The organism is Nicoliella sp. ESL1113, assembly GCF_058509245.1.
The window spans coordinates 72,677-93,705 of record NZ_CP196387.1; the positions used below are offsets into that span (position 1 = coordinate 72,677).

Annotated in this window: 18 protein-coding genes and 1 pseudogene; 16 read left to right on the top strand and 3 right to left on the bottom strand. The window is 37.7% G+C overall.

Annotated elements, in window-relative coordinates:
- Positions 1-91: 91 nt before the first annotated feature.
- From yidC to rpmH, 3 genes are all read right to left on the bottom strand, one after another.
- Entirely contained in the window at positions 92-928 is an 837-nt protein-coding gene (gene yidC / locus ACSYTJ_RS00365) for a membrane protein insertase YidC (protein ID WP_491719862.1), read from the bottom strand.
- Positions 921-1,289, bottom strand: a complete 369-nt coding sequence (rnpA, locus tag ACSYTJ_RS00370) for a ribonuclease P protein component (RefSeq protein ID WP_491716906.1) — start codon at positions 1,287-1,289, stop codon at positions 921-923. Before rnpA ends, yidC begins: the two co-directional genes overlap by 8 nt.
- A 70-nt stretch (positions 1,290-1,359) precedes the next feature.
- Positions 1,360-1,494: a 50S ribosomal protein L34 gene (gene rpmH, locus ACSYTJ_RS00375; RefSeq protein WP_491716907.1), complete on the bottom strand. Its 135-nt coding sequence runs from the start codon at positions 1,492-1,494 to the stop codon at positions 1,360-1,362.
- Between the two features lie 471 nt (positions 1,495-1,965).
- Here rpmH and dnaA point away from each other — a divergent pair, with 471 nt between their 5' ends.
- The 16 genes and pseudogenes from dnaA to ACSYTJ_RS00455 all read left to right on the top strand — a co-directional run bounded on the left by dnaA (position 1,966) and on the right by ACSYTJ_RS00455 (position 21,006).
- The gene (dnaA, locus tag ACSYTJ_RS00380; protein ID WP_491717268.1) at positions 1,966-3,324 is read left to right on the top strand and encodes a chromosomal replication initiator protein DnaA; all 1,359 of its coding nucleotides are present in this window, start codon (positions 1,966-1,968) and stop codon (positions 3,322-3,324) included.
- A 237-nt stretch (positions 3,325-3,561) separates the two neighbouring features.
- Positions 3,562-4,695 (top strand): DNA polymerase III subunit beta, encoded by a 1,134-nt coding sequence (gene dnaN, locus ACSYTJ_RS00385; RefSeq protein WP_491716908.1) that lies wholly within the window; start codon positions 3,562-3,564, stop codon positions 4,693-4,695.
- A gap of 35 nt (positions 4,696-4,730) precedes the next feature.
- The gene (locus tag ACSYTJ_RS00390; RefSeq protein WP_491719863.1) at positions 4,731-5,831 is read left to right on the top strand and encodes a M24 family metallopeptidase; all 1,101 of its coding nucleotides are present in this window, start codon (positions 4,731-4,733) and stop codon (positions 5,829-5,831) included.
- Between the two features lie 215 nt (positions 5,832-6,046).
- A complete protein-coding gene (yaaA, locus tag ACSYTJ_RS00395) occupies positions 6,047-6,274 on the top strand; it encodes a S4 domain-containing protein YaaA (protein ID WP_219053893.1) in 228 nt (75 codons plus the stop codon).
- The gene (gene recF, locus ACSYTJ_RS00400; RefSeq protein WP_491716910.1) at positions 6,274-7,389 is read left to right on the top strand and encodes a DNA replication/repair protein RecF; all 1,116 of its coding nucleotides are present in this window, start codon (positions 6,274-6,276) and stop codon (positions 7,387-7,389) included. Before yaaA ends, recF begins: the two co-directional genes overlap by 1 nt.
- Before the next feature lie 28 nt (positions 7,390-7,417).
- Positions 7,418-9,361, top strand: coding sequence for a DNA topoisomerase (ATP-hydrolyzing) subunit B (gyrB, locus tag ACSYTJ_RS00405; protein WP_491716911.1), 1,944 nt, complete (start codon positions 7,418-7,420; stop codon positions 9,359-9,361).
- Between the two features lie 93 nt (positions 9,362-9,454).
- Positions 9,455-11,923, top strand: coding sequence for a DNA gyrase subunit A (gene gyrA, locus ACSYTJ_RS00410; protein ID WP_491716912.1), 2,469 nt, complete (start codon positions 9,455-9,457; stop codon positions 11,921-11,923).
- A 214-nt stretch (positions 11,924-12,137) separates the two neighbouring features.
- Positions 12,138-12,428: a 30S ribosomal protein S6 gene (rpsF, locus tag ACSYTJ_RS00415; RefSeq protein ID WP_219053897.1), complete on the top strand. Its 291-nt coding sequence runs from the start codon at positions 12,138-12,140 to the stop codon at positions 12,426-12,428.
- Between the two features lie 40 nt (positions 12,429-12,468).
- Positions 12,469-13,116, top strand: a pseudogene (locus ACSYTJ_RS00420) (single-stranded DNA-binding protein); the annotation flags it as partial.
- Between the two features lie 312 nt (positions 13,117-13,428).
- Positions 13,429-13,665 (top strand): 30S ribosomal protein S18, encoded by a 237-nt coding sequence (gene rpsR / locus ACSYTJ_RS00425; RefSeq protein ID WP_491717269.1) that lies wholly within the window; start codon positions 13,429-13,431, stop codon positions 13,663-13,665.
- Between the two features lie 108 nt (positions 13,666-13,773).
- Entirely contained in the window at positions 13,774-15,819 is a 2,046-nt protein-coding gene (locus tag ACSYTJ_RS00430; protein WP_491719864.1) for a DHH family phosphoesterase, read from the top strand.
- Positions 15,820-15,873: 54 nt separating this feature from the next.
- The gene (gene rplI / locus ACSYTJ_RS00435) at positions 15,874-16,326 is read left to right on the top strand and encodes a 50S ribosomal protein L9 (RefSeq protein ID WP_491716916.1); all 453 of its coding nucleotides are present in this window, start codon (positions 15,874-15,876) and stop codon (positions 16,324-16,326) included.
- 86 nt (positions 16,327-16,412) lie between these two features.
- On the top strand, positions 16,413-17,795 hold the full coding sequence (gene dnaB / locus ACSYTJ_RS00440) for a replicative DNA helicase (protein ID WP_491719865.1): 1,383 nt from the start codon (positions 16,413-16,415) through the stop codon (positions 17,793-17,795).
- Positions 17,796-17,926: 131 nt separating this feature from the next.
- Positions 17,927-18,418: a GNAT family N-acetyltransferase gene (locus ACSYTJ_RS00445; RefSeq protein ID WP_491719866.1), complete on the top strand. Its 492-nt coding sequence runs from the start codon at positions 17,927-17,929 to the stop codon at positions 18,416-18,418.
- Positions 18,419-18,634: 216 nt separating this feature from the next.
- A complete protein-coding gene (locus tag ACSYTJ_RS00450) occupies positions 18,635-19,861 on the top strand; it encodes an NRAMP family divalent metal transporter (RefSeq protein WP_491720140.1) in 1,227 nt (408 codons plus the stop codon).
- Positions 19,862-20,328: 467 nt separating this feature from the next.
- Positions 20,329-21,006 carry a triose-phosphate isomerase gene (locus tag ACSYTJ_RS00455; RefSeq protein WP_491719867.1) on the top strand — a complete coding sequence of 226 codons (678 nt, stop codon included), beginning with the start codon at positions 20,329-20,331 and terminating at the stop codon, positions 21,004-21,006.
- The last annotated feature ends 23 nt before the right edge of the window (positions 21,007-21,029 follow it).

The following is a 21,029-nucleotide window of genomic DNA, read 5'->3' on the forward strand; positions in this document are numbered from 1 at the left end:
ATTTTTGACTAACATTATAATGATAGCACAAGAACAACAAAAAAAGACACCAAAATAAGTAGATTTGGTGTCTTTTAATTAAGGTTTAAATTTATTTTCGACGGCTCTTCTTCGCCTTGCGAATTGCCTTAGCAACTTTACGTTCATGTTCCTTACGAACAAATTCCTTTTCTTCACGTTCCCGTTGAATTTTCCATGGGTTTTGAAGAACGAGAGTTTGGACAGCTTGGAACGCATTGGTAATCACCCAGTAAAGTGATAGTGCAGATGGAACGCTTAAAGCAGTAAAGAAGATAATCAATGGCATCCCAAACGTCATAATAGTTGTCATACTATTCTTTTCGGGTTGAGATTTCATTGCAAGCCATGAACTAACAAAAGTCAATAAAGCAGCCAAAATTGGTAGAACAAAGAATGGATCTTTATCACCAAGTTTTAGCCATAAAAATTGACCAGACTTCAAGATTTCAGTTCTTGAAATCGATTGGTAAAGTGCGTAAATAATCGGTAATTGGACAATTAATGGTAAACAGCCCGCAATTGGATTAACACCAGCTTCTGAATAAAGCTTTTGTTGTTCTTCACGCAACTTTTGCATTGTTTCAGTATCCTTTGAAGAATACTTCTTTTGCAATGCCTTTAACTGTGGTTGAATTTCTTGCGTTTTCTTCATGCTCCGAGTTTGGAAAATCATCAAAGGTAAAATGATGATTCGGATAATAATCGTAAATACGATAATCCCAATTCCATAACTGGAACCGAATAGCTTAGATAACCAAATGATAGCACGTGAGAAGTTTAAAACAATTCCCCCGTCCCAAAAACCAGTACTATGATTAGTAATTGGAGTCGTACTACATGCACTCAATAGGAAGACTAAACTAAAAACAGAAGCTAACGCTAAGTATCTCTTTAGTTTTTTATTCAATTTTTTGATCCTCACTATAATTAGGACTAAGTAAATTTGCTAATTTTAATACATGAATCAAATTATACTTGATGGCTTTCATCGATTGGCCTGACGCATGGGGACGAGCAATCACTAAAATATCAACATCACTGCGCAAAGCAGGTTTTAATTCTAAAAGTGATTGTCTGATCCGTCGCTTTACCCAGTTTCTATGAACTGCGTTTCCAATTTTTTTACCAACAGAAATCCCAACTCGAAAATGAGGTTGACTAGGTTTGTCCATTTGATAAATCACAAACATCCGATTAGCCACTGAGTTATGGTTTTCAAATACCGTCTGGAAGTCAGCTTCCTTTTTAACGCGATATGATTTTCGCATAATCCATCTCCAAGTAACGATTCAAAATATACATAATAATGAAAAAGACCACTGAATGGTGGTCAGTGATCTATACAGACAATGATTTTCTGCCTTTTCTACGACGACGTGCTAACACTTTGCGTCCGTCACTAGTTAACATGCGTTTACGGAAACCGTGTACGCGAGCACGATGACGTTTCTTTGGTTGGTAAGTTCTCTTCATTACTAACCCTCCTTAGACTTGTTCAATTTCTATTTAAGTTTACAATACAATTCCTAAATATAATAACACAACTCAAATTAATTTTAAATAGTTATTTTCCGAAACATTCATAATTTTTTATCAACAGGGTTGTGGATAAAAAATGTTACTCAACTTTTAAATCAAAAATATTTAATAAGTTATCCACATGTTATCCACATGTTATCCACATATCCACAGCCTGTGGATAAAGTTATCAACAGTTGTGGATAAGTTTTTATAAATGTTTATATATTAACATTACAAGCCCTTTTTTTATCCACAGCCCCTGTGGATAACCTGTTTTTTTACGATTATTTTATCTGTTATCCACAGCCTGTGGATAAAGTAATCCACAGGGTGTGAAACAAATTTATTTTCATTCACAGCCTGTGGAAAACTCATAATTTTAATGCTAAAATATTTTTTGTATTTTTAAGAAAGGAGGTAGGCATTTTGGATGCTAATTCTCTATGGGAAAAAATTAATGATCATCTCAAAAATGATTTTACCCCCGTCAGTTACCGAACTTGGTTTAAAGATGTAAAGCCAATTAAACTAGATCATAATCGATTAACACTTCAACTTCCTTCTGATTTACACATTGACTATTGGCAAAAAAACATTACCAGCAAGGTAATTGAATACTCCTTTCAAATCACTGGCAAGGATATTAATCCAATATTAGTTACTGAAAATCAAGTTGAAGATGAAAAACAAGAGCAAGCTGAAAGCAAACCGTTTCCACCTGAAGAAGAAAAAAATAATCAGTTAAATCCTGATTATACATTTGATAAATTTGTGGTGGGACGCCCAAACATGTTTGCCCAAGCTGCTGCCCTCTCCGTTGCAGAAGAACCAGTGACTATTTATAATCCCCTTCTTATCTATGGAGGTGTGGGATTAGGAAAGACCCACTTAATGCAAGCCATTGGTAATTTTATATTAGAACAAGATCCCACCAAAAACGTCGTATTTATTACTAGTGATAAGTTTACTAATGAATTTGTTAGCGCCGTTAAAAAGGATGCCCATGGTGGCAACGAAATGGAAAAGTTCAAAGAAAAATATCGAAATGTTGATACCCTACTAGTTGATGATATTCAATTCTTTTCTAGTAAAGATAAGACCCAAGAAGAATTCTTTCATACATTTAATGAGTTGCATAAGGATGGTAAAAAAATTGTCATGACTTCTGATCGATTACCTAACGAAATTGCAAAGCTGCAGGATCGACTAGTTTCTAGATTCAACTGGGGACTTGCGGTCAGTATTGACGAGCCTGACGTTGCGACCAGAACCAAGATACTACAAAGTAAGGCTAAATATGCCAATATTGAAATTACAGACGAAGCACTAGAATACCTCGCTGAAAGTATTAACTCTAACGTGCGGGAGCTAGAAAGTGCATTATCAAGAGTTAAGGCTTTTTCTGAGCTTAAGGGAAACCACGTTAAGATCAATACCAACTTAGTAAAGGAAGCGATGGGTGGAATTGATTTTTCAAGTCGAGTTGAGAAAAACGTTGATATTAATGACATCCTCCAAAAAGTCGCCTCCTATTATGACGTTTCTGTAGATGATATAAAGGGCAAGAAGCGCTATAAAGAAATTGTTGCCCCTAGACAGGTTGCAATGTATCTATCGCGGGAACTTACAAGAATTTCTTTACCTAAGATTGGCAAAGCTTTCGGTGGCAAGGATCATACTACCGTTATCCACGCTTATGAAAAAATAAAGAAGGCATTGGATAACAATGATCCTCAAATTAAAGATGAGGTCAATGATTTAAAAACTGAGCTACTTCGATAACCATTATCGGTATTAAAATGATCATTTGATGTTATAATTTCAACATGTGTTTTGGATGTTTTTATTTACTTATCCACAGGTTATCCACAGGAAGTAAGGACTTATCCACAGGTTATCCACAGGGTTAATCCCTTACGCACCATGCGATTAGCTTACATTTGGCTGACTTATCCACAGGACTTATCACCATCATTATATATAATAACTTATTACTACCACGCCAGGAGGAAATCATAAATGAAATTTTCAATTAAAAGATCTGCTTTCATCAAAAGTTTAACCACTGTATCTAGATCAATCTCTTCAAAGACTACGATTCCAATTTTAACTGGAATTAAAATCACTGCTGATAACGAAGGATTAATTCTTACCGGTAGCAATGCAGATATCTCGATTGAAACTCAAATTAAAAGTAATGACCCTAAAAACGAATTAGTCATTAGTGAAGAAGGCTCAGTAGTATTATCTGCTGGATTCTTTATTAGCATTGTTAAAAAACTACCAGAAGTAACAATGACCGTATCGGTAGGAACTGATTTACAAACAACCATTAAGTCTGGTCAATCAGAATTCACAATTAATGGATTAGATGCCAGCAATTACCCTCACCTACCAGAAATTGATACTGATGATTCCGTTACTTTTTCTGGGGATATCTTTAAAGAAATAATTAGTCAAACTGTAATTGCTGTATCTACCCAGGAAAGTCGCCCTATTTTAACTGGGGTTCATTTTGAATTACGTGATGGGAAATTATTAGCAGTCGCAACTGATAGTCATCGACTCAGTCAACGTTCGATCGAATTTTCAGGTAGTGATCGTGAATATAGTTTCGTGATTCCAGGAAAGAGTCTGAACGAACTTTCCAAAATGATTGGTGATCATCAAGACCTTGAAATGAGAATTGCTGAAAACCAAGTCCTATTTATTTTTGATGATAACTACTTCTATTCAAGATTACTCGAGGGTAACTACCCAGATACTTCACGATTAATTCCTGAAGAATCAACGACTAAAATTCAATTAGCTGCCCCTGAATTATTAGCTTCAATTGAACGGGCTTCAGTCCTTTCACATGCTTCTCGAAACAACGTAGTTAAATTAACTATTATGCCAAGTGATGTTAAAATTAAAATTACTGGTGATTCTCCAGACGTTGGGACGGTTGAAGAAGAATTAGAACCTGACTCAGTGACTGGCGATGAATTGGAAATCTCATTCAATCCTGATTACGTTAAGGATGCTTTACATTCATTTGGGAAATCAATGATTGAAATTTCATTTTCTGCAGCATTACGGCCATTCACTTTAAAGCCAACTGAAGATGGCGATAGCTTTATTCAATTAATAACACCAGTACGGACGTTTTAGAGTCCGAATAAAAATTCTTTTGTGGGGTGGTTTAAATGTCAAAATTAGAATCAGTTCAAAAATGGACAGCTGAACAAGGAGCAGATGTTACCTACATCAGTAATCCAAAGACGATTGAATATTTAACTGGATTTTATAGTGATCCAGTTGAACGGGTTTTAGCTTTAGTGGTATTTGCAGATCAAGAACCATTTATATTTGCACCAGCACTAGAAGTTGAAGTTGTTAAGGGGACTGGTTTCAGCCATCCTGTTTATGGTTACTTAGACCATGAAAACCCATGGCAAATGATTGGCGACCAAATTAAAAAGCGGGTTGCAGACCCTAAACACATTGCATTGGACAAGGCCTACTTGCCAGTTGCTCGTGAAGAAGCTTTACAAAATGTGTTAACTAGTGCCGCTTTTGATATCGATGTGACTTCATTTATTGATCACATGCGCTTATTTAAAACTGCTGATGAAATTGCGAAACTAGATGCTGCTGGTCGCGAAGCTGATTTTGCATTTGAACAGGGATTTGCTGCGGTTAAGACTGGCGTGACTGAAATGAGTATTGCTGCCAAATTGGAATACGAGTTGAAAATGCGTGGGGTTAGTAACATGAGTTTTGATACCTTAGTTCAAGCGGGTGCCCATGCAGCTAATCCACATGGTGATACCAGTGAAATTAAAGTTCAAAACAACCAGTTAGTATTATTTGACCTAGGAACGGTTCATGATGGTTATATTTCAGATGCATCTAGAACCGTTGCAGTTGGGAAACCAACTGATAAGGAATTAGATATCTATAAGGTTTGTTTAGAAGCCCAGTTAAAGGCAATGGATGCAGCTAAGCCAGGCATTACTGCAGAGCAACTAGATGCGGTGGCCAGAGATGTTATCAACAAGGCTGGTTACGGTGAATACTTTATTCACAGACTCGGTCATGGGATGGGGATGAGTGAACACGAATTTCCATCAATCATGGAAGGCAATAAGATGGAATTACAACCAGGAATGTGTTTCTCGATTGAACCTGGGATCTACATTCCAAATGTTGCTGGGGTCCGAATCGAAGATTGTGTTCACGTCACTGAAACTGGTGTTGAACCATTTACTCACACTTCAAAAGAACTAACTTATGTTGACAAATAAAAATTAACTTAAATTAAAGCGTGGAACTAATTATTTAGTTTCACGCTTTTTTTGCGTAATTTCAGCTAAAATTTACGATTTAAGGTGTTTTTTCTTTTATTAGACTAATTACATATAATCAACTTAAAATTGCTGTAAAGGCCTGATAATGTGATTAAAGTGTACTTTTTGTTATTTTAAGGTTATAATAGAGGTTGTAAAAGAGGGGTGAAAATTTGAAGAAAACTGTTTTTATCTCTACTCCGTATATAACATTAGGACAAATGTTAAAGGAGGAGACAATTGTAGGATCTGGCGGTCAGGCAAAATGGTACCTTCGTGAAAATACAGTCTTATTGAACGATGAACCAGAAAATCGGCGTGGTAAGAAATTGTACGATGGTGACAATGTCTCGATTCCAGACGTTGGGATGTTTTTCATTCGAGCAAAGCAGGATGATTAATGAAAATTGCTAAATTAGAATTAAACCATTTTAGAAACTATGAGCATTTAGCGGTTGATTTCGATAGCGGAGTAAATGTCTTATTGGGTAATAATGCCCAGGGCAAAACGAATCTATTGGAATCAATTTATGTATTAGCACTGACTAAGAGTCATCGCACTAATAATAATCACGATTTAATTCAATGGAAAAACCAAAGTGCCCAGTTGAAAGCCTTAGTTAATAAGGAATCTGGTAAGTTAGACTTAGAATTAAATCTTAGTAAAGATGGGAAACTATCACGGGTTAATCATATTGAACAGCCTAAGCTATCATCTTACATTGGTAATTTGAACGTAGTTTTATTTGCCCCGGAGGACCTTTCAATCGTAAAGGGGTCCCCTCAGATTCGGAGACGTTTTATGGATATTGAGTTTAGTCAAATGAGTAATCAATACCTCTATAATAGTGTTCAGTATCAACGGGTTTTGCGGCAAAGAAACAAGTATCTTAAGTTATTGCAAATTAAAAGAGCTTCTGATTTATTGTATTTGGATGTTTTATCTGATCAACTAGCTGGTTATGGTGCAGAGATCATTTACCATCGGTTGATGCTACTAAAAAAATTGGAACAATGGTCGAGTCAAATTCATGCGACGATTTCACAAAACCAAGAGCACCTAAGTTTTAATTACGTTACGCGCTTAAGAAAAAAGCAGTTAGGTTCGGTTAAGGATATCTATAATGGGCTAATGCAAGCGTTTCAAGATGAACGGAATCGTGAAATTAAAATGGGCACATCCGTTTTAGGCCCCCATCGTGATGACTTAAAATTTCAAATTAACCGAAATGATGTTCAGACGTTTGGTTCGCAAGGTCAGCAACGAACAACAGCATTGTCTGTTAAGTTAGCTGAAATTGATCTAATGAAGTCAGAAACTGGTGAATATCCAATTTTATTATTAGATGATGTTTTATCAGAACTAGATGATGATCGACAAACCCATCTGTTAAGAGCAATTCAAGATAAGGTTCAAACGTTTTTGACAACGACGAGCTTAAGTGGAGTTGCTAAGGATTTGATTCATGATCCAAAAGTATTTCATGTTAACGATGGAAATTTAAATGTTGATTGATGATTTGTGATTAAAGGAGGAGTTAAAGGTGACTGACGAAGAAAAGCGACGTGAAAAAGAAGCTGAAAAGTATAATGCCAGCCAGATTCAAGTTTTAGAGGGCTTGGAAGCCGTTCGGAAGCGACCAGGGATGTATATTGGTTCCACTAGTGTTCAAGGCCTCCACCACTTGGTGTGGGAAATTGTTGATAACGGAATCGACGAAGCCCTCGCTGGGTTTGCTGATACCATTCATGTAACGGTTGAAAAGGACAATAGTATTACCGTTACTGATAATGGACGTGGGGTTCCTGTTGACACCATGACTAAGACTGGGAAACCAGCTTTGGAAACGATTTTCACGATTCTGCATGCCGGTGGTAAGTTTGGCGGTGGCGGATATAAGGTTTCTGGTGGACTCCACGGGGTTGGGGCATCAGTAGTTAACGCCTTATCAACAGAATTAGACGTGACTGTCAAACGTGGTGGTAAAGTTTATTACATTGACTTCAAGCGCGGCCACGTTCAAGATCAAATGAAACAAATTGGGACCACGTCCGAAGAAGAACATGGGACCAAGGTACATTTTGTTCCAGATCCAGATATTTTCACCGAAACCACTACTTATGATATGGACACCTTGACGAATCGGGTCCGTGAACTGGCTTTCTTAAATAAGGGCCTTCGGATCACAATTCGGGATGAACGGCCTGAAAAACCAATTGAACATGATTTTCATTATGAAGGCGGTATTAAGCATTACGTTGAATACTTAGATGAAAATAAAGATACCCTATTTGAGACGCCGATTTATGTTGAAGGCAATGAAAACAATATTAACGTTGAAGTAGCCCTTCAATATACCGATGATTACCATAGTAACCTCCTAACCTTTACGAATAACATCCACACAATTGAAGGTGGAACCCACGAAGAAGGTTTCAAACGAGCCTTGACGCGTGTGATCAACGACTATGCTCGCAAGAACAACCTCTTGAAGGGTAAGGATGCTAAGTTGACTGGTTATGACGTTCGTGAAGGCTTAACTGCTGTTATTAGCATCAAGCATCCAGATCCACAATTTGAAGGACAAACCAAGACCAAGTTGGGGAACTCCGATGCACGGGTTGCTACGGATCGAATTTTCAGTGAACATTTCAACCGTTTCCTATTGGAAAACCCGAGTGTTGCTAGAAAGATCGTTGAAAAGGGATCAATCGCATCCAAAGCACGGGTGGCAGCTAAGCGGGCGCGTGAAGTTACTCGGAAGAAGAGTGGTTTGGAAATCAGTAACCTGCCAGGAAAGTTAGCTAATAACACTAGTAATGACCCTAAGATTTCAGAATTATTCATTGTCGAAGGGGATTCTGCTGGTGGATCAGCAAAGCAAGGACGGTCTAGATTAACGCAAGCAATTCTGCCAATCCGTGGGAAAATTCTAAATGTCGAAAAGGCAAGCATGGATCGGATTTTAGCAAATGAAGAAATCCGTTCGTTGTTCACTGCCATGGGAACTGGTTTTGGTGATGATTTTGATATTTCTAAGGTTCACTATCATAAATTGATCATCATGACCGATGCCGATGTCGATGGTGCACATATCCAAACTTTATTATTGACGTTGATTTATAATTACATGCGCCCATTGTTAGATGCAGGGTATGTTTACATTGCGCAACCACCTTTGTATCGTTTAAGACAGGGAAAATTACAACGTTATCTTGATACTGATCAAGAGTTACACAAACTGTTAAGTGAACTACCAGGTTCACCAAAGCCACAAATTCAACGTTACAAGGGGCTTGGTGAAATGGACCCAGAACAACTTTGGGAAACAACTATGAATCCAGATAATCGACATCTACTGAGGGTCGATTCTGAAAACGCTGCTGGCGCTGCCCAGGTATTTGCAATGTTAATGGGGAACCAAGTTGAACCACGGCGGAAATTCATTGAAGAGAATGCTAAGTTTGTTGAAAACTTGGACGTTTAATTAATTGTTACACGTGTAACATCATGATTCATGAATTTAAATGTTTCACGTGTAACATCGATTAAAAATAGACCATGAATGGAGGCAAATAAAGTGGCCGACGAAGAGATTGTAAATCACCGCATCACAGATATTGATTTATCCAAAAAAATGAAAACATCATTCTTGGATTATGCAATGAGTGTTATCGTTGCCAGAGCGTTACCAGATGTTCGGGATGGACTGAAGCCCGTTCATCGTAGAATCCTTTATGATATGCATGAATTAGGGGTGACCCCCGATAAGCCGTACAAAAAATCAGCCAGAGTAGTTGGGGATGTGCTAGGAAAGTACCATCCTCATGGGGACTCAGCTGTTTATGGCTCGATGGTTCGGATGGCGCAAGACTTTAGTTATCGCTACATGCTAGTCGATGGTCATGGGAACTTTGGATCCGTCGATGGTGATGGCGCTGCCGCAATGCGTTACACCGAGGCACGGTTAAGTAAGATCGCGTTGGAAATGCTTCGTGATATTAATAAGGATACCGTTGATTTTCAGGATAACTATGATGGTACTGAAAAAGAACCGACCGTACTGCCATCTCGTTTTCCAAACCTATTGGTCAACGGGGCTTCTGGGATTGCCGTGGGGATGGCTACAAATATTCCCCCACACAATTTAAGTGAAGTAATCAGTGCTATTCATATTTTAATGGGCAACCCAGATGCAACGACGGCTGATTTAATGGAAGCATTACCTGGTCCTGACTTCCCAACTGGTGGGGTCGTAATGGGTAAATCTGGCATTCGAAAGGCATATGAATCTGGAAAAGGAACCATTGTACTGCGGGCTAAGGTTGATATTGAAGAGGTAAGAGGTCACCAACAAATCGTTGCAACCGAATTACCTTACATGGTCAACAAGGCCAAGTTGATTGAACGAATTGCCGATTTAGTTCGTGAAAAGCGAATCGAAGGAATCACAGACATTAAGGATGAATCCGACCGTGAAGGGTTACGGGTCACGATTGATGTGAAACGTGATGCGAGTGCGGAAGTTGTTTTGAACAACCTCTACAAATTAACGCTGCTACAAACTTCATTTAGTTTCAATATGTTAGCAATTGTTCACGGCGCACCGAAAGTCTTAAGCCTAAAAGAAATCCTGCAAAACTACTTGGAACACCAAGTAGAAGTGATCAAACGGCGGACTGCCCATGATCTTAAGCGGGCTGAAAATCGTGACCACATTCTGCAAGGGTTATTGATCGCACTAGATCACATTGATGAAATCATTCGGATCATTCGTGAATCCAGAACGGGTGCGATTGCCAAAGCTCAATTGATTGATAACTACGATTTATCTGATAAGCAAGCTCAAGCAATCTTGGACATGCGATTAGTACGGTTGACAGGCCTGGAACGTGAAAAAGTTGAAGAAGAGCATCAAAAACTATTAAAAGATATCGAAGAATTCAAGGCCATTTTAGCCAGCCGTGAAAAAGTGAATGAAATTATCTACAATGAATTATTGGAAATTCAAGATAAGTTCGGGGATGAACGGCGGACCAAGCTATTGGTTGGTGAAGTTCTAAGTATTGAAGATGAAGACTTAATTGCAGAAGAAGATGTGATGGTTACCTTGACCCATAATGGGTACGTCAAGCGTCTCCCAACTTCTGATTTTAAGACTCAAAATCGCGGTGGTCGTGGGATTCAAGGTATGGGTGTCCATAATGACGACTTCATTGAACACCTAGTTGCCACTTCTACTCACGATACGCTCCTATTCTTTACCAATGCAGGAAAGGTATATCGAATGAAGGGATATGAAATCCCTGAATATGGTCGGACTGCTAAGGGAATTCCAATTATCAACTTGCTAGGAATTAAACCTGAGGAAAAGATCGAAGCGGTAATTAATGTTTCTGCTAAAAATAAGGAGGAAGAAAAATTCCTATTCTTTACTACCTTATTAGGTCGTTCCAAACGAACATCAATTAATGAGTTCTTCAATATTCGGAGTAATGGACTTAAGGCAATTAGTCTAAAGGAAGATGACGAATTAATTCGAGTTTCCGTTGTAAATAAGGAAGATAATATTATTATTGGAACCCATCAAGGCTATGCAGCTAGTTTTAAAGCGGAAGATGTACGCTCAATGGGAAGAACTGCGAGCGGGGTTCGTGGAATTAATCTTCATCCAGATGATTATGTAGTCGGTGCAGACGTGTTAGCTCCAAATAGTTTCGTCTTTGTTATCTCTGAAAAGGGTTATGGGAAACGGACGCCAGCTAATGAATATGCAATTAAAGGACGTGGCGGTAAGGGAATCAAGACCGCTAAAATTAGTGCTAAAAATGGTCCCATTGCTGGATTAGCAACCGTTGACGGTGACGAAGACATCATGTTGATTACCGATAAGGGTGTTACGATTCGATTTGATGCGAATAACGTATCCGAAAGTAGTCGGGTTACCTTAGGAGTTCATTTAATTAGAATGGATGGCGAATCCAAGGTTGCTACAATGGCTAAGGTCGCTAAGGAAGACGATTCTGAAGATTCAAGTAACGAATCATAAAAAAATTTAAAATAAAATAACGGCTTTTTAGCCGTTATTTTATTTGTCTGCGTATTTTAACTATGTATCGAAAATACTCATCTCGTTATTAATTTTATTGATTATTTTTAGCAAGCATGCTATAATTTTTACTTGTGAATATTGGTGTTTTCCAATATTTTCCTTGCCCCTTAGAATTGGCTATGGGGCCTCAGACCACAAGGAGGTGTAACTCATGGAAGAAAAGAAATACGAAATTACTTACATCATTCGTCCTGATTTAGATGAACCAGCTAAGAAGGAATTAGTTGATCGTTTTGACAAGATCTTGACTGATAATGGTGCTAAGATTATTGATTCAAAGGATTGGTCAAAGCGCCGTTTTGCTTACGAAATTGGTGGTTTCAATGAAGGTACTTACCACATTGTTAACTTAACTACTGATAAATACGAAGCATTACAAGAATTTGATCGTTTATCCAAGTATAGTGATGGTATCTTACGTCAAATGACTGTTTTAAGATAATTAAACTGATCATTGTAATAAAAGAGAGGAGTTTTTCAGCATGATTAATTCTGTTGCATTAACTGGACGTTTAACCCGAGATGTAGATCTTCGATACACACAATCAAAAAGAGCGGTTGCTCATTTTACATTAGCGGTAGATCGTAACTTCAAGAGTGCCAATGGTGATCGAGACACTGATTTTATTAGCTGTCAAGCTTGGGGGAAAACAGCTGAAACCCTTTCTCAGTACGTACACAAGGGAAGCTTAATTGGTGTAGAAGGTCGTATTCAGACTGGTAGTTATGACAAACAAGGAACTCGCATTTATACTACTGATGTTGTTGTTGAAAACTTTTCATTTTTAGAATCACGTAATTCTGCTAACTCTAATCGGGGTGCAGCAAGCGTGAATAATTTTGGTAATGGTGGTTACAACAACGATAATGGTTCATCTTTTCAAAATGGAAATATGAATGGATTCGATAATCATGTTTCTGGGAATGGTAATTATAATAACCCCCAGCCTAATAATGGTTGGAACGGTGGGAATCAAAACCCATTTCCAAATAATATGAATGGTGGGAACCAAACTCCATTCTCAGATAATATGAATGGTGGTAACCAAAACCCATTTTCAGATAATATGAACGGTGGGAACCAAACTCCATTTTCAGATAATATGAACGGTGGGAACCAAACTCCATTTTCAGATAATATGAACGGTGGGAACCAAACTCCATTTACAGATAATATGAATGGTGGGAATCAAACCCCACATTCAGACAATGTGGATGGTGGACACCAAACTGAAAATTCAAATCCTAATGATTTGAATAATAATCAAAAACCTGATTCAGGTAAAGATGATTATAATGATCGAAACGACAATAAAGCTCCTTTTAAAGGGAAAGATGATAAGAATAATCGAAACTTAAAGCTTTCCGATGATAATTTACCATTCTAAATTAAACTTAAAATTAGAGTTGTTAAATAAAAATTAAATTATAAAGGAGTGAAAATAATGGCACAAAGAAGAGGCGGACGTCGTCGTCGTAAGGTCGATTATATTGCTGCTAATCATATCGATTACATCGATTACAAGGATGTAGCTTTATTAAATCGTTTTACATCAGAACGTGGTAAAATTTTACCTCGTCGAGTTACTGGTACCAGCGCTAAGAATCAACGTAAGTTGACTGCTGCTATCAAGCGTGCTCGGATCATGGGCTTAATGGCCTTTGTAAGCGAAGACTAATCAGATTAGTTAGAAGGGGAGTGGGATCAATTGGTCCTACTCCTTTTTTTACTATCAAAATCAGATTGTGATAAAATATAGTTATCTCAAAATATAAGAGGTATCATAATGAAGAAAAAAGATTCATTTAAAAACATACCACCCTTTCTTAAAAATAAAAATTTAAGATGGGTAACCTTGTTTACTTCCGTTTTATCGATTTTAGGAACGGTAATTGCATTTCTTTATAGTATCTACACTGGAATAGTCCTTTTGACATTTGTTTGCATTGGATTGGCGTATACTTTCAATTTATTGAATCATTTAAGCGCTAATCGTAATCAGTATATTTCGGATTTATCATATCGGATTCACCGTGGTGAAAGCGAAACAATGCTTGAAATGCCAATGGGTGTGATGATTCTAAGTGATGATCAAAAAATCGAATGGGTTAATCCGTACTTACAACCATACTTTGGTGATCAGGTTGTGCTTGGGAATACAGTAGTTGAAGTTGCACCAGGCTTAAATTCTTTAATTTCCAAATATTGGAATTCGAATGAAGCAAATGATGTTACTTGGAACCACCATCATTTTTCAATGTTAGTTCAAAAAGAATTTCATACCGTTTATTTAATGGATGTCACTAGTTATTACGATATTGAGGAACGTTATAATAATGAAAAGGTTTCAATTGGAGAAATCTTTTTAGATAACTATGATGAAATTACTCAGTCGATGACCGATCAAGAAATTTCTAATCTTTTGAATTATGTCACCAATGAGCTAACTGCTTGGGCTCGTGAGTTCGGGATGTATTTAAAACAAATTGATGATGATCATTTTATGATTATTGCATATGCTAGATCGCTAGCTGAAATCGAGGATGATAAGTTCAAGATTTTAGATAAAATTCGTGAAAGCACGTCTAAGCAAAATTTCCCATTAACACTGAGTGTCGGAATTGCTTATGGTGATGACAATTTAAATAGTCTGGCTGATCAAGCCCAAAGTGATTTAGACCTTGCGTTAGGACGTGGGGGTGACCAAGTGGTTGTTAAGGCTAAGGATAAAGAGGCCCGTTTCTATGGTGGAAAAACAAATCCAATGGAAAAACGGACTCGTGTTCGGGCACGGATGACTTCGCAAGCCCTTCAAGAAATTATGAAGGAATCAGATCAAATCTTTGTTCAGGGTCACCAACGTCCAGATATGGATGCAATTGGAGCTTGTTTTGGAATCAGAAGAATTGCTAAGATGAATAATAAACAATGTTGGATCGTTGTTGATCAATCACAATTGCATTCTGATGTAAAACGCTTAATTGCAACTAGTAAGGATTATCCAGAAATTTATGATTCGATTATTACTCCTGAAGAGGCTCTACAAAAGGCAACTGATAATAGCTTATTGATTATGGTTGACCATTCAAAACCATCAATGAGTATTTCTCAGGATCTTTATAAACGTTTGGCTAGTCGAGTGGTAATTATTGATCATCACCGCCGTGGTGAGGAATTCCCTCCAAACCCAATTTTGGTTTATATTGAGCCTTATGCATCATCAACTTGTGAATTGATTACGGAAATGTTTGAATATCAATCACAAGATGCAGAACCAATTAATAAACTAGAAGCAACAGCCATGTTGACTGGAATCTTTATTGATACTAAGTCCTTCTCGATGCGAACTGGAACCAGAACGTTTGATGCAGCAAGTTATTTGCGGTCTGCTGGTGCTGATTCTGAGGAGATGCAACAGTTCATGGAAGAGAATGTGGATGATTATCTTGCTAGAAACCACCTCATTTCTTTGGTTAGATTTGTGGATAAAGATCGTCATATTGCAATGGTGATCGGTGAAGATGATAAGACCTATGATCCAGTTACAGCTGCTCAAGCCGCTGATTCAATCCTCTCCATGTCGGGAGTGGAGGCTTCGTTCGTTGCAACCCAACGTCCTGGTGGAGTGGTTGGAATTTCTGCTCGTAGTAATGGAGAAGTAAACGTTCAAATAATCATGGAACGGCTTGGTGGTGGAGGTCATTTATCAAGTGGAGCTACTCAAATCAGTGATAAGAAAGTATCTGAAGTTGAACCAATTTTAGTTGAAACGATTAAAGATGTTCTTTCAGACGAGACGGATTCGGATAGTAATGATAAAATAGATGAGTAAGATTTAAAGAGTCTGATTTATTTAATTAAATCAGTACAAAGGAGTGGATTCTAAATGAAAGTTATCTTCTTAGAAGATGTTCGCGGAAAAGGAAAACGCGGCGAAGTTAAGGATGTCCCACAAGGATACGCACAAAACTTTTTAATTAAGCATGGTAAGGCTAAGGCTGCTACTGGTTCAGCAATTGGTAAGCTTAAGGCTGAACAACGTGCTGAAGCTAAAAGTGAAGCCGAAGAACTTGCGAATGCCAAAGAATTAAAAACAACCTTGGAAAATGATAATACAGTTGTTGAACTAACTGCTAAGGCTGGTTCAGATGGACGTTTATTTGGCTCAATTCCAAGTAAACAAATTGCCCAAGCATTGGATAAACAATTTAATATCAAAATTGATAAGCGGAAAATTGAATTATCAAATCCAATTCGCTCACTCGGTTATACAAACGTACCCGTTAAATTACACCCAACTGTGACTGCTACAATTAGAGTTCATGTTGATGAAAAGTAATGATTTGAGCTATTAAAACAATACCAAGAAATACTGGGGCCAACACGCTCCAGTATTTTTGATTAAAAATAAAAAGAGGAAATCCAATGAGTAATGAAGTAATGAGTCAAATGCCACCGCAAAATATTGATGCAGAAAAAGCGGTATTAGGTGCAATTTTTCTGGATACTGAATCATTGCCGGATGCTATGGAACAACTGCAATCTGATGATTTTTACAAAAATGCTCATCGGATCATCTTCCAGGCAATGGAGGCATTAAGCGATCGTGATGATAAGATCGACTTTGTGACCGTAGTTGACTATTTAAAATCAAACCAAAAATTAGATGATGTTGGTGGCCCATCTTATTTAGCAGAACTATCCCAGTCTGTTCCGACCGCTTCTAATATTGCATACTATGCCAAAATTGTTCGCAATAAATCAATTGCTAGGAAGCTAATCGAAACGGCGACTAGTATTGCCACCGAAAGTTACAATAATAGCGATGATATTACCACCCTATTAGATGATGCTGAAACTAAGATTTTACAAATCTCCGAAAATCGTGGGCAATCAGGATTTAAACAAATTGATGATGTTTTAAAAAATACGCTTAGTGATATTAGTAAACTAGCTAAAAATAGTGACACTGTAACGGGAATTTCAACTGGTTTTCAAAAGTTAGATGAAATAACCACTGGGCTGCATGAGGGTGAATTAATTATTCTAGCAGCACGGCCGGCCGTCGGGAAGACTGCATTTGCTCTGAATGTAGCCCAAAACGTTGCTACTAAGTCAGATAAAACGGTTGCGATTTTTAGTTTAGAAATGGGCGCAGAGCAATTAGTGAATCGAATGATTTGTGCTGAAGGTAGTATCGATGCCAATCACTTACGAACTGGTAATTTAGATAACGATGAGTGGAATAACCTAATCGTAGCGATGGGGAGCTTGTCTAGAGCCAGTGTTTATATTGACGATACCCCAGGAATTAAAATGTCAGAAATTAGGGCTAAGAGTCGACGCTTAGCTAAGGAGAAGAATAACCTAGGCCTAATCGTGGTTGATTATCTTCAACTAATTGAAGGTGGCAATCGTGAAAATCGACAACAACAAGTTTCTGCAATTTCACGCCAAATGAAAAAATTAGCTAACGAGCTAAAAGTGCCCGTAATTGCGTTGTCACAACTCTCACGTGGGGTTGAACAGCGTCAGGATAAGCGGCCAGTTCTTTCCGATATTCGTGAATCAGGGTCGATTGAACAAGATGCAGATATCGTTGCCTTTCTCTATCGGGATGACTATTATGAACGTGAAGGAAATAATGATGATGATAATAGTGACCCTAAAGAGGATAATGAAGATATTGGAGAAGTTGAAGTGATCATTGAAAAGAACCGTTCTGGAGCCCGAGGAACGATAAAGCTCTTATTTGTGAAATCACATAATAAGTTCTCATCTATTTCATACATGGATGATGGTCGTTAAATAAAGAAGTGTTCTTTTGAACACTTCTTTATTTTTTTACTTAATTATTTAAATAACCTTAAACGCTATATCTTATTTTTATAAATCACTGTTAAAATAAGGATAATAAAAAAGAATGGAGCATTAAGCAAATGCAAATTACATTTAGACCACCTAATATGGATGATTTAGACGAATTGTTACACGTGGAACAAAGTTGTTTTGAACCTGAAGAAAGAGCCAACAGAAAAGACTTCATTAACTTTATCAATTATCTTCCCCAAACAACTTTGATTGCTGAAATGGATGGTAAAGCTGTCGGAATGTTGATCGGTAGGACCACTAACGATAACTTATTGAACAATGATAGCTACACGAAGGACTTAACTCGAAAACCAAGCGATAAGTATCTGGGAATATTAGGACTTGCGGTTTCTCCTGATTACCAAGGATTGGGAATCGCAACCCAACTATTGGACCGAATTGAAGAACTGGCCAAAAAACAAGAACTATCAAGATTGATCCTTGATTGTCGTGAACGCTTAATCCCATTCTATGAAAAACATGGGTTTGAACTATTGGGACATTCAAATTCTAATTTTGGTGGAATTGAATGGTTCGGAATGCAAAAAAGTTTAAAATAATTTTTGATTTTCACAAAGTGGGGTTAACTGCTAGAACGGCAGTTAATCCCGCTTTTATGTTTACGCATACTATATATTGTGCTATATATCATTCATAACACATACATATTGTGTTTGGTAGTCTTTTTCTTCTAATAATTATGTAATAGGATGGAAGTAATGATTAACAAGGAGTGATGGATTTTGCAACGAACGACGATAACGTTTCGTTCTAATATGGTTAGCAATCGGATGAAACAATTTCTAAAGGGATGTGGCCCAGGGATGATTGTAATGCTAGCTGATACGGATGCTGGTTGTTTAATAACCGCCGCTCAGTCGGGATCCAGATTTGGTTATTCAATGATTTTACCGCAATTACTGTTGATACCGATTTTATTTATGGCCCAAGAGATGACGATTCGATTAGGAATCATCACCAAAAAGGGACATGGTGAATTGATTCGTGAACACTTTGGGAGTAGTTGGGCAGTTCTTTCCGCAGCGACGTTATTGATTTCAGTTGTTGGTGCGTTACTGACTGAAATGATTGGAATCGCTGGAGTTGGGGAACTATTTGGAATTTCCAAATGGGTGACAGTACCATTGGCAACCCTTTTACTAATTAGCATCGTATTCCGTAATTCCTACCATCGGGTTGAACGAATCGGGGTGGCGGTCGGTTTATTTGAACTACTGTTCATCATTGCATTATTTGTCGTTAAACCGAACGGGAATGACATTGTTAACGGCATGCGTTCCATGCCCATTCATGATTCATCATATTTATACTTAGTCGCTGCCAACGTTGGGGCGGTCATCATGCCCTGGATGATTTTTTATCAACAGGGAGCGGTGATCGATAAGCAATTAACGCCAAAGATGATTCGTAGAGAACAATTAGACACTGGAATCGGCACGTTGATTACCCAGGGAATCATGATTGGTTTTGTAGTTTTATTTGCTGCGATTACGACTCAAAATGGTCAGCTACCATTAAATACGGTTGCGGACCTGGTTAATTCATTAGTGCCGTTTTTAGGTAGTGGGATGGCCAAAATAATTATTGGTGGCAGCCTGCTTGGCGGAGCTCTTGTTGCCGCAATCGTGGTTAGTTTGTCTGGAACTTGGGGGATTACAGAGGTTTTGCACATTCGCCATAGCGTCAATGACCGCTTTAATAAGCAAAGTTTCGGTTTCTACTTCATATTGATCTTGATTTACATTAGTGGTGCCGCAGTGGCCCTTCTCAATTCTCATACAGTTGAATTAGCGGTGCTAGTAGAGGTGATCAACGCCTTGATGTTACCAATCGTGCTGGGATTCTTGTTATTGCTAGAAGCGAAGGCACTTCCTAAAAAGTACCGAATGAAGGGGCTTTATCGCTGGATTGTAATTAGCCTTAGTTTAGTTGTGATGGGATTTGGAATCTATATGGTCGGACTAACGCTCCAAATTTGGTAAAGTGCTACTATTCGGCGGTTCTTTAATGTAAAATGAATTGCAACGGTGGTGAAAACGATGGTATTTTTATTATTATTACTTTTATTGATATTTGGTGGAGTTTCATTATTTTTTAGTTGTTTAGGAACGATTTTAGCGATCGCGGTGATCATTGCACTGATCATAGTTGCATCATGGATAGTTCTATACGGTGTAATCGTGCTACTTGTATTTTACTTAATATACCGTTTTTGGAAATGGCTATTAATTAAGCATCCCCGCTTAGTCCAACGCCTTAACCTAATTCGCTTTAATGAATGGCTCATTCGAGCTAATAATGGGAAAACAAAGCAAAATGTTTTAATTTTGCTAGTTGCGGTGTTAATCATAATTTGGCTAATTCGTAGGTGAAAATATTATCTGTCTGATATACAGATGTGCTATTATTGACCTATTAAGTATTTTTCATAACTAAGGAGTAATTCAATATGCTATGTATTATGAATTTTAAGACTTTAATGCCTGTTAGAGAACAACAAAAAATGATGGATGATGTTGAAAAGCATTCATTTGAACCTGACTTAATCATTTCACCAGTGATGTTGCAACCTAATCATTTTAATCATTTCCAAGAAGCATCCCAAAACATTACAATTACCAAGCGGACTGTCGGTGAACCATCCGCTGATGAATTGCATTACCTTGGCATCAAGTATGCTTTTGTTGGACACTTGGAACGGCGGATTCAGTTACACGAAGGATACGACATTATTCACAACAAGCTGGAAAATGCCCTGCGTCATAAAATTGTTCCAATCATCTGTATGGGATCTCAAAACGATGAAGATGGAATTGAAGAAGAATTCAATAAAATTGTTGGGGACTTGGACTTAAGTAATCATGAAGTAATCATTTCATGGGAATCAATTAAGTCGACCTTGGAAGGCAAGCGGCTTTATACTGATGAGACTGCCGAACGGACCTTCAAAGAACTCAAAAAGATTCTCTCTAAGTATGACAATGTTAAGTATCGTTTAGTATTGGGTGGTCACGTTGAACCACGAGAAGCTAAATTAGCTAAGCAACTTGGGATTGACGGGGTCTTAATCGGTGATCGGTTCAAGACTTTTGAACAACTTGATACGATTTTAAAACCATTATCATAATAAAAAAATGCACTTCATTTTGA

What these genes read in the sequence shown, in the direction of transcription:
- rnpA (WP_491716906.1), bottom strand. Translation starts at nt 1,289, where the DNA reads ATGCGAAAATCATATCGCGTTAAAAAGGAAGCTGACTTCCAGACGGTA.
- rpmH (WP_491716907.1), bottom strand. Translation starts at nt 1,494, where the DNA reads ATGAAGAGAACTTACCAACCAAAGAAACGTCATCGTGCTCGCGTACAC.
- dnaN (WP_491716908.1), top strand. Translation starts at nt 3,562, where the DNA reads ATGAAATTTTCAATTAAAAGATCTGCTTTCATCAAAAGTTTAACCACT.
- ACSYTJ_RS00390 (WP_491719863.1), top strand. Translation starts at nt 4,731, where the DNA reads ATGTCAAAATTAGAATCAGTTCAAAAATGGACAGCTGAACAAGGAGCA.
- recF (WP_491716910.1), top strand. Translation starts at nt 6,274, where the DNA reads ATGAAAATTGCTAAATTAGAATTAAACCATTTTAGAAACTATGAGCAT.
- rpsF (WP_219053897.1), top strand. Translation starts at nt 12,138, where the DNA reads ATGGAAGAAAAGAAATACGAAATTACTTACATCATTCGTCCTGATTTA.
- ACSYTJ_RS00430 (WP_491719864.1), top strand. Translation starts at nt 13,774, where the DNA reads ATGAAGAAAAAAGATTCATTTAAAAACATACCACCCTTTCTTAAAAAT.
- rplI (WP_491716916.1), top strand. Translation starts at nt 15,874, where the DNA reads ATGAAAGTTATCTTCTTAGAAGATGTTCGCGGAAAAGGAAAACGCGGC.
- dnaB (WP_491719865.1), top strand. Translation starts at nt 16,413, where the DNA reads ATGAGTAATGAAGTAATGAGTCAAATGCCACCGCAAAATATTGATGCA.
- ACSYTJ_RS00445 (WP_491719866.1), top strand. Translation starts at nt 17,927, where the DNA reads ATGCAAATTACATTTAGACCACCTAATATGGATGATTTAGACGAATTG.
- ACSYTJ_RS00450 (WP_491720140.1), top strand. Translation starts at nt 18,635, where the DNA reads ATGGTTAGCAATCGGATGAAACAATTTCTAAAGGGATGTGGCCCAGGG.
- ACSYTJ_RS00455 (WP_491719867.1), top strand. Translation starts at nt 20,329, where the DNA reads ATGCTATGTATTATGAATTTTAAGACTTTAATGCCTGTTAGAGAACAA.